The 6,467-nt window shown below is 70.8% G+C and carries 4 protein-coding genes; all 4 read left to right on the plus strand.

The window, feature by feature from the left end:
- Positions 1 to 483 precede the first annotated feature (483 nt).
- Complete coding sequence (locus tag KBX39_RS19560; protein ID WP_210871865.1) at positions 484 to 2,517, plus strand: nuclear transport factor 2 family protein; 2,034 nt, start codon at positions 484 to 486, stop codon at positions 2,515 to 2,517.
- 274 nt (positions 2,518 to 2,791) lie between these two features.
- Complete coding sequence (locus KBX39_RS19565) at positions 2,792 to 4,807, plus strand: nuclear transport factor 2 family protein (protein ID WP_210871867.1); 2,016 nt, start codon at positions 2,792 to 2,794, stop codon at positions 4,805 to 4,807.
- 212 nt (positions 4,808 to 5,019) lie between these two features.
- The gene (locus KBX39_RS19570) at positions 5,020 to 5,760 is read left to right on the plus strand and encodes an SDR family NAD(P)-dependent oxidoreductase (RefSeq protein WP_210871869.1); all 741 of its coding nucleotides are present in this window, start codon (positions 5,020 to 5,022) and stop codon (positions 5,758 to 5,760) included.
- Positions 5,753 to 6,467: iron-containing alcohol dehydrogenase (locus KBX39_RS19575; protein WP_210871871.1), on the plus strand; the 715-nt coding region annotated here is incomplete at its 3' end. The genes KBX39_RS19570 and KBX39_RS19575, both read left to right, overlap by 8 nt.

Consider the following 6,467-nt stretch of genomic DNA (forward strand, 5'->3'; position numbering starts at 1 on the left):
GCGCCGGCGACATCGCCGAGCTGTCCGCCGCCATCGAGTTGCTGGTGGCGACCGCCACCACCCTGACCAGCGAACTCGGCGCCCCCGCAGACAGCGCGCCGACGGCAGACGAGTAACGGGCCCGATCTTCCCCGCCCCGCCCGCGCTCTCCGGCCGCCCCACTCGTTGACCAAGGACTTTGTGTCCAGATCCGCCCGGTCCCGCACCCTAACTCCTTGATCACCGGCACCCCGGCGCGCGCCACCCACCCCGCGCGCGAGGACCCACGCGCTGATCATGAAGTTGGCCGGGAGAAAACGGGCGAAAATCGCGGTCAACTTCATGATCGACGGCGTCAGGGTCCCGTTGGGCGGCCGGAAGTTCGTATGCCGGAATGCTTCTTGCGGTAGGTGAACACGTCACGTACGTTCCTCGCATCGCCCTCCGGCCGGACCTGGCGATGCCAGAGCTCTTCGCACGGCATCTACGGACAGGGATGTGACGATGAAACCTCTGACAAGACGGCTGACGGCGGCGGCGACCGGGCTCCTGCTGGTGGTCGGCGTGAACATCGCGGTACGGGCGCCGCACGCGGCGGCGAGCGGAAACGCGCCGGTGAGCATCGACTCGCTGGCCCGGGACGTCGAACGGGTCGAGTCGCTGCGCGAGGTCAAGGACGTGCAGCGGTCGTACGCCCACCTGGCCCAGTTCGGGCGCTGGGCGGACATGGCGAAGCTGTTCAGCGCGAACGGCACGCTGCAGTGGGGAAGTCAGGTGGTGAGCGGCCACCACGCCATCAAGGGATGGCTCGCGGCGGAGGCCGGGGACATGAACGGCGCCCGGCCGGGCGCGCTGCACACCACGGTGATCGACCAGCCGCTTGTCAACCTGTCGCCGGACGGCCGTACCGCGAAGGGCCGCTGGTCCGGGATCCGCTTCCTCGGTGACGGGGCCGGCGCGGCGCGCATCGACGGCGGCATCTACCAGAACGAGTACGTGCTGGAGAACGGCGAGTGGAAGATCTCGCTGCTGCGCTACTACCCGCTCTACGAGGGCGACTACGCCACCGGCTTCCGGACCATCAACCGCCAGCCGGTGCCGGTGGTGCCGTACCACTTCACGCCCGACGTGGCCGGCGTGCCGATCCCGGCGGCGACCGGGCCCGCGCCGAAGACCCGGTTCAACGCGAAGGAGCTGGCCGACCGCATCACCGCGCTCAACGACGAGGACTCGGTGCGCAACCTGCAGCACGCGTACGGCTACTACGTCGACCGCCGGATGTGGAGCGACGTGGTCGACCTGTTCACCGACGGCGCGAAGGTCACCATCGACGGCGTGGGCGTGTTCCGCAACGCCGCCGGTGTCCGCCAGGCGATGGAGCGGATGGGGCCGGAGGGCCTGACGCAGAGCGTGCTCAACGACCGGCCGCTGTTCGACACGATCGTCGACGTGGAGGACAACGGCAAGAAGGCGACCACCCGGGGCATCGAGGTCGGCATGCTCAACGACGCCGGCGGCGCCTCGTGGCAGTTCTCCGTCTTCACGAACCGCTTCGTCAAGCAGGGTGGCCTGTGGAAGCTCAAGGAGATGCACCTGACGCCGCTGGTCACGGCGCCCTACAGCACCGGCTGGGGCGACGGCGGGACCGGCCCGGTCGCCTCCGCCAAGCCGCCGAAGTTCCTCGACGTGGCCGGGCGTACCCCGGCGCCGAAGCCCGGCAAGGCGGCCGGCGCGCCGAAGGGTCCGAAGGCGGACCTGGCCGACCTCCAGCGGAGGCTGAACCGCTCGGTCGCGTTCGACGGGGCGGAGAACGTCTCGGCGGCCTACAGCTACTACATCGACGACAGCAGGTGGCCGGAGATGGCGGCCGTGCACGCGGTGGACGGCCACAAGCTGTCCCCGTTCGCCGGCTGGAACGTGACGCGCGAACGGATCCTCGGCTCGGTGGTCTCGACGTACGGCAACACGCCACCGCCGACGCAGAAGTCCTTCCTGGTGCTGCACTGGCGGCCGCAGCCGGTCATCGACGTCTCGCACGACGGCCGGTCGGCGTCGGTCCGGGCCCGGCTCATGCACGTCAACGCCTCGACGGTCAACGCCGGGTACATCAACGGCGCGATGTACAACGACCAGTTCGTGCTGGAGGACGGCGTCTGGCGGATCTGGAGCCTGGACATCGACGAGTTCTACTGGCAGTCGCCGAACTGGGCCCAGGGCTGGGGTGGCGTGGCCCCGCGTGACCCGAGCCTGCCCGACCCGCCGCCGAGCAATCTGGTGAACACCTACCCGCCGGACGTCCTGCACAGCGCGCTGGGCGAGCGGTCGCGCGGCTTCCGCGGCGGCAGTCCCGGATACATCCAGTGGCCGGACATCGTGCCGATGTGGTTCCACTACCGCAACCCGGTCAGCGGACGGGTGCCGCCGCACTTCTGGTACGACTGCGCGCCCTGCGAGGTGCGTCCGGACTGGAGCATGACGCGGCACGGCTACCAGCTGCCGCCGACCGGACCGCAGATCGACGGGCTGGAGGTGGGCTGATCCGTCAGTGACGGCGGCTGCCGCCGCGTCCGTTCCGAGGCGCCTCTTCCCGCATCCCGTGGGGAGGGGCGCCTCCGCGCGCCTGCCGCACTCCGGTGTCCCCCAGCCGGTGGCGAGATGGTGTGGGTTGGGCAAAGTTCATCTGGCGTAATAGCTCTTGCGCCCTGCGAACATGTCCCGTACGTTTCCGGCAACTGCCTCCGGTCGTGACCTCCACGGCCGCCCGCCGACCACGGGGATTCCACATACGCCAGCAACGGACAGGGATGTGAAGATGAGACGTCTGACAAGACGGCTGACCGCGACAGCCTCCGCACTGCTGCTGGTCGCCGCCGGCATGGTCGCCCTCCAGGCGCCCCCGGCCGCGGCCACCACCCCGACGATCACCCTGAACTCCCTCGCCCGGGACCTGGTCCGCGTCGAGTCGCTGCGCGAGGTCAAGGACGTGCAGCGCACGTACGCGCACCTGGCGCAGTACGGCAGATGGTCGGACATGGCGGCGCTGTTCAGCGCCGACGCGACCTTCCGCTGGGGCGACGAGACGGTCACCGGCCGCGCCGCGATCCGCGACTGGCTGGAGGCCGACGCCGGCGCGATGAACGGCATCAACCCGGGATCCCTGCACACCGTGATCGTCGACCAGCCGCTGGTGAACCTCTCCGTCGACGGCCTGTCCGCGAAGGCGCGCTGGAACGGCTTCCGCTTCCTCGGTGACGGCGCGGGCGCGGCCCGGATCGAGGGCGGCATCTACGAGAACGAGTACGTGTTCGAGAACGGCCGCTGGCGGATCTCCCTGCTGCACTACTACCCGCAGTACGAGGGGGACTACGCCACCGGCTGGCGCAACAAGGACCTCGAGCTGCTGCCGATCGTCCCGTACCACTTCACTCCGGACGAGGCGGGCGTGCCGATCCCGGAGCCGGTCGGTCCGGCGCCGCCGGCCGGCACGACCGTCAACAAGGTGGCGGCCCGCATCGACAAGCTCAACAGCGAGGACTCGGTCCGCAACCTCCAGCACGCCTACGGCTACTACGTCGACCGGCGGATGTGGTCCGACGTGGTCGACCTGTTCGCCAACGGCGCCACGGTGACCATCGACAACGTGGGCACGTTCCGGGGCGCCGCCGGCGTCCGCCAGGCCATGGAGCGCATGGGCCCGGAGAACCTCAGCCAGGGCATCCTCAACGAGCGTATCCAGTTCGACACGATCGTCGACGTGCACACCAGCGGCACGCAGGCGACCGCCCGGGGCATCGAGTTCGCCATGGTCGGCGACGCCAACACCCGCGAGGCGTCGTGGGAGATCTCCGTGTTCCACAACCACTTCGTCAAGCAGGGCGGGCTGTGGAAGCTCAAGGACATGAACATCACGCCGCTGGTGATAGCCCCGTACTCCACCGGCTGGGGTGACGGCGGCATCGCGCCGGCGCCGACCCGGGTGCCGGCCTTCCTCGACGTGCAGGCGCGCAGCCAGAAGAACGCCGGCGGCGCGGCGTCGTCGAACCGGAACCTGGCCGACCTCGACCGCCGGCTGGCCCGGTCGCTGGCGTTCGACGGGGCGGAGAACGTCTCGATGGCGTACACCGCCTACCTGGACGACCTCCGGATCTACGACATGGCGCAGATCCACGCCGAGTTCGGCCACAAGCTGTCGCCGTTCGCCGGCTACTTCCAGGGCCCGGAGCGGATCCGGCAGGCCGGGGTGACGGTCTACGGAACCAACCCGTCGACGATGCGCGCCAGCATCTCGTACCACTGGCGGCCGCAACCGGTGATCCTCGTGTCCGAGGACGGACGGTCGGCGACGATGCGCGCCCGCCTGCTCCAGCCGCGGACGTCGAGGACCAACGCCGGCGCGTTCAACGGCGCGATGTACAACGACGAGTTCGTGCTCGAGAACGGCATCTGGCGCATCTGGAGCCTGACCATCGACGAGTTCTACTGGCAGTCGACGAACTGGGCCGGCGGCTGGGCCGCGGCGAACCCGCGCAACCCGGAGCTGCCGGACCCGGCACCCAGCACGCTGGTGACCCGGTACCCGCCGGACGTGCTGCTCAGCAGCATGGGTGAGCGCTCGCGCGGGTTCCAGGGCGGTTCCCCCGGTTACATCGCGTGGCCCGGGATCGTGCCGATGTGGTTCCACTACAAGAACCCGGTCAGCGGGCGCGAGCCGCAGTTCTACTGGCCGCAGTGCGCGCCGTGCGAGGTGCGGCCGGACTGGCGGATGACCGAGCACGGCTGGCAGCAGCCGCCGCTCGGCCCGCAGGTCGACGGAGTGGACCTGGGCTGACCCGGGCGACACCGCACCGTCAGTGGGGGAGCGCCTCTTCCGACTCCGGTCGGGAGGGGCGCTCCGCCGTTACGACGCCTGTGGACACACGAGACCTCGCTCCGTAATATGAACTTCGGTTGCGCTATCCGAACATTTGCTGCTCACCGGCAGCCGTCGAGAAGAGGGATAGAGAAGCCATGCCGGACCCGCAGAACCGCCCCCTCCCGTTGGTGGGCAAGGTCGTCCTCGTCGTCGGCGCCAGCGCGGGCATCGGCGCCGACGCCGCCCGGGTGTTCGCCGCCGACGGCGCCTCGCTGATGCTCGTCGCCCGCTCGGAGGGGCCACTGGAGAAGATCGCCCTGGAACTCGCCTCGGCCGGGCACGACGTCGACCACGTCACCGGCGACATCTCCGTCGCCCGCGACGTCGCCCGCGTCGTGGACCGGACCGTCGAGCGGTTCGGCCGGCTCGACGGCGCCTTCAACAACGCCGCGATGACACAGGGCGGCCGGCTGGACCAGGTCCCCGAGGAGGACTTCGACCGGATCATGGCGGTGAACGTCAAGGGCACCTGGTTGTGCGTCCGCGAGCAGGTGCGGGTCATGCTCGGCCGGGGCGCCGGCTCGATCGTCAACGTGAGCAGCATCGGCGGACTGCGCGGCAGCTCCGGCCTGGGCGCGTACCAGGCGACCAAGCACGCGGTCATCGGGCTGACCCGCACCGCCGCGCACGACTTCGGCCCGCTCGGGATCCGGGTGAACGTGATCGCGCCCGGCCCCACCGAGACGCCGATGCTGGCCCAGACCCGGCTGGCGATTCCCGGCGGGGTCGAGGCCCGGATCGCGGCGACCCCACTGCGGAAGGCGGGCACCGGGACGGAGGTCGGCGCGACGGCGTCGTTCCTGCTGAGCGACCGGGCCAGCCACATCAGCGGGGCGGTGCTCCCGGTGGACGGTGGCTTCAGTGCCTGACGAGACCGTGGTGGCCGCGCCGGCCGGCGCCGGCGACGACCTCCGCTCCGCCGCCGTCGGCACGCTCCGCCTTCCGCCACGGATCCACTTCGGGTACGGTGCCCGCCGGCACCTGCCGGAGGTCGTCCGGGTGCACGGCCGGCGCGTACTCGCCGTGGTCGACCCGTTCCTGGTGCGGACGCCGATCTTCCGCGAGACGGTGGACGCCCTGACCGGGGCCGGGCTGGACGTGCTGGTCCACTCCGACATCACGCCGGAACTCCCGGTCGACACCCCCGACGCCGCGGTCGCGACCGCCCGCGACTACCGCGCGGAGGTGGTCCTGGCGATCGGCGGCGGCAGCGCGCTCGACGCCGCCAAACTGATCGCGCTGCTGTCGGCCTACGGCGGGCCGGCGCACCGCTACTACGGCGAGAACCTCGTGCCCGGGCCGATCGTGCCGCTGGTGGCGGTGCCGACGACCGCGGGCACCGGGTCGGAGGTGACACCCGTCGCGGTCGTGTCCGACCCCGACCGCGAGCTCAAGGTGGGCATCTCCAGCCCTTTTCTGGTGCCGTCGGCCGCCGTGGTCGACCCGGAGTTCACGCTCGGGACGCCCGCGACGGTGACCGCCTGGTCCGGCATCGACGCGCTGGTGCACGCGGTCGAGTCGTTCACGGCCCGGCCGGTCGACCTCGACTGGTCGGGCGTGCTCCCGGTGTTCACCG

The organism is Micromonospora sp. D75 (assembly GCF_018070405.1).
In the GTDB taxonomy this organism is placed as follows: Bacteria; Actinomycetota; Actinomycetes; order Mycobacteriales; family Micromonosporaceae; genus Micromonospora; species Micromonospora chalcea.

Bases quoted from the DNA above. Each gene is read 5' to 3' on its own strand.
- KBX39_RS19560 (WP_210871865.1), top strand. From the start codon at position 484: ATGAAACCTCTGACAAGACGGCTGACGGCGGCGGCGACCGGGCTCCTG.
- KBX39_RS19565 (WP_210871867.1), top strand. From the start codon at position 2,792: ATGAGACGTCTGACAAGACGGCTGACCGCGACAGCCTCCGCACTGCTG.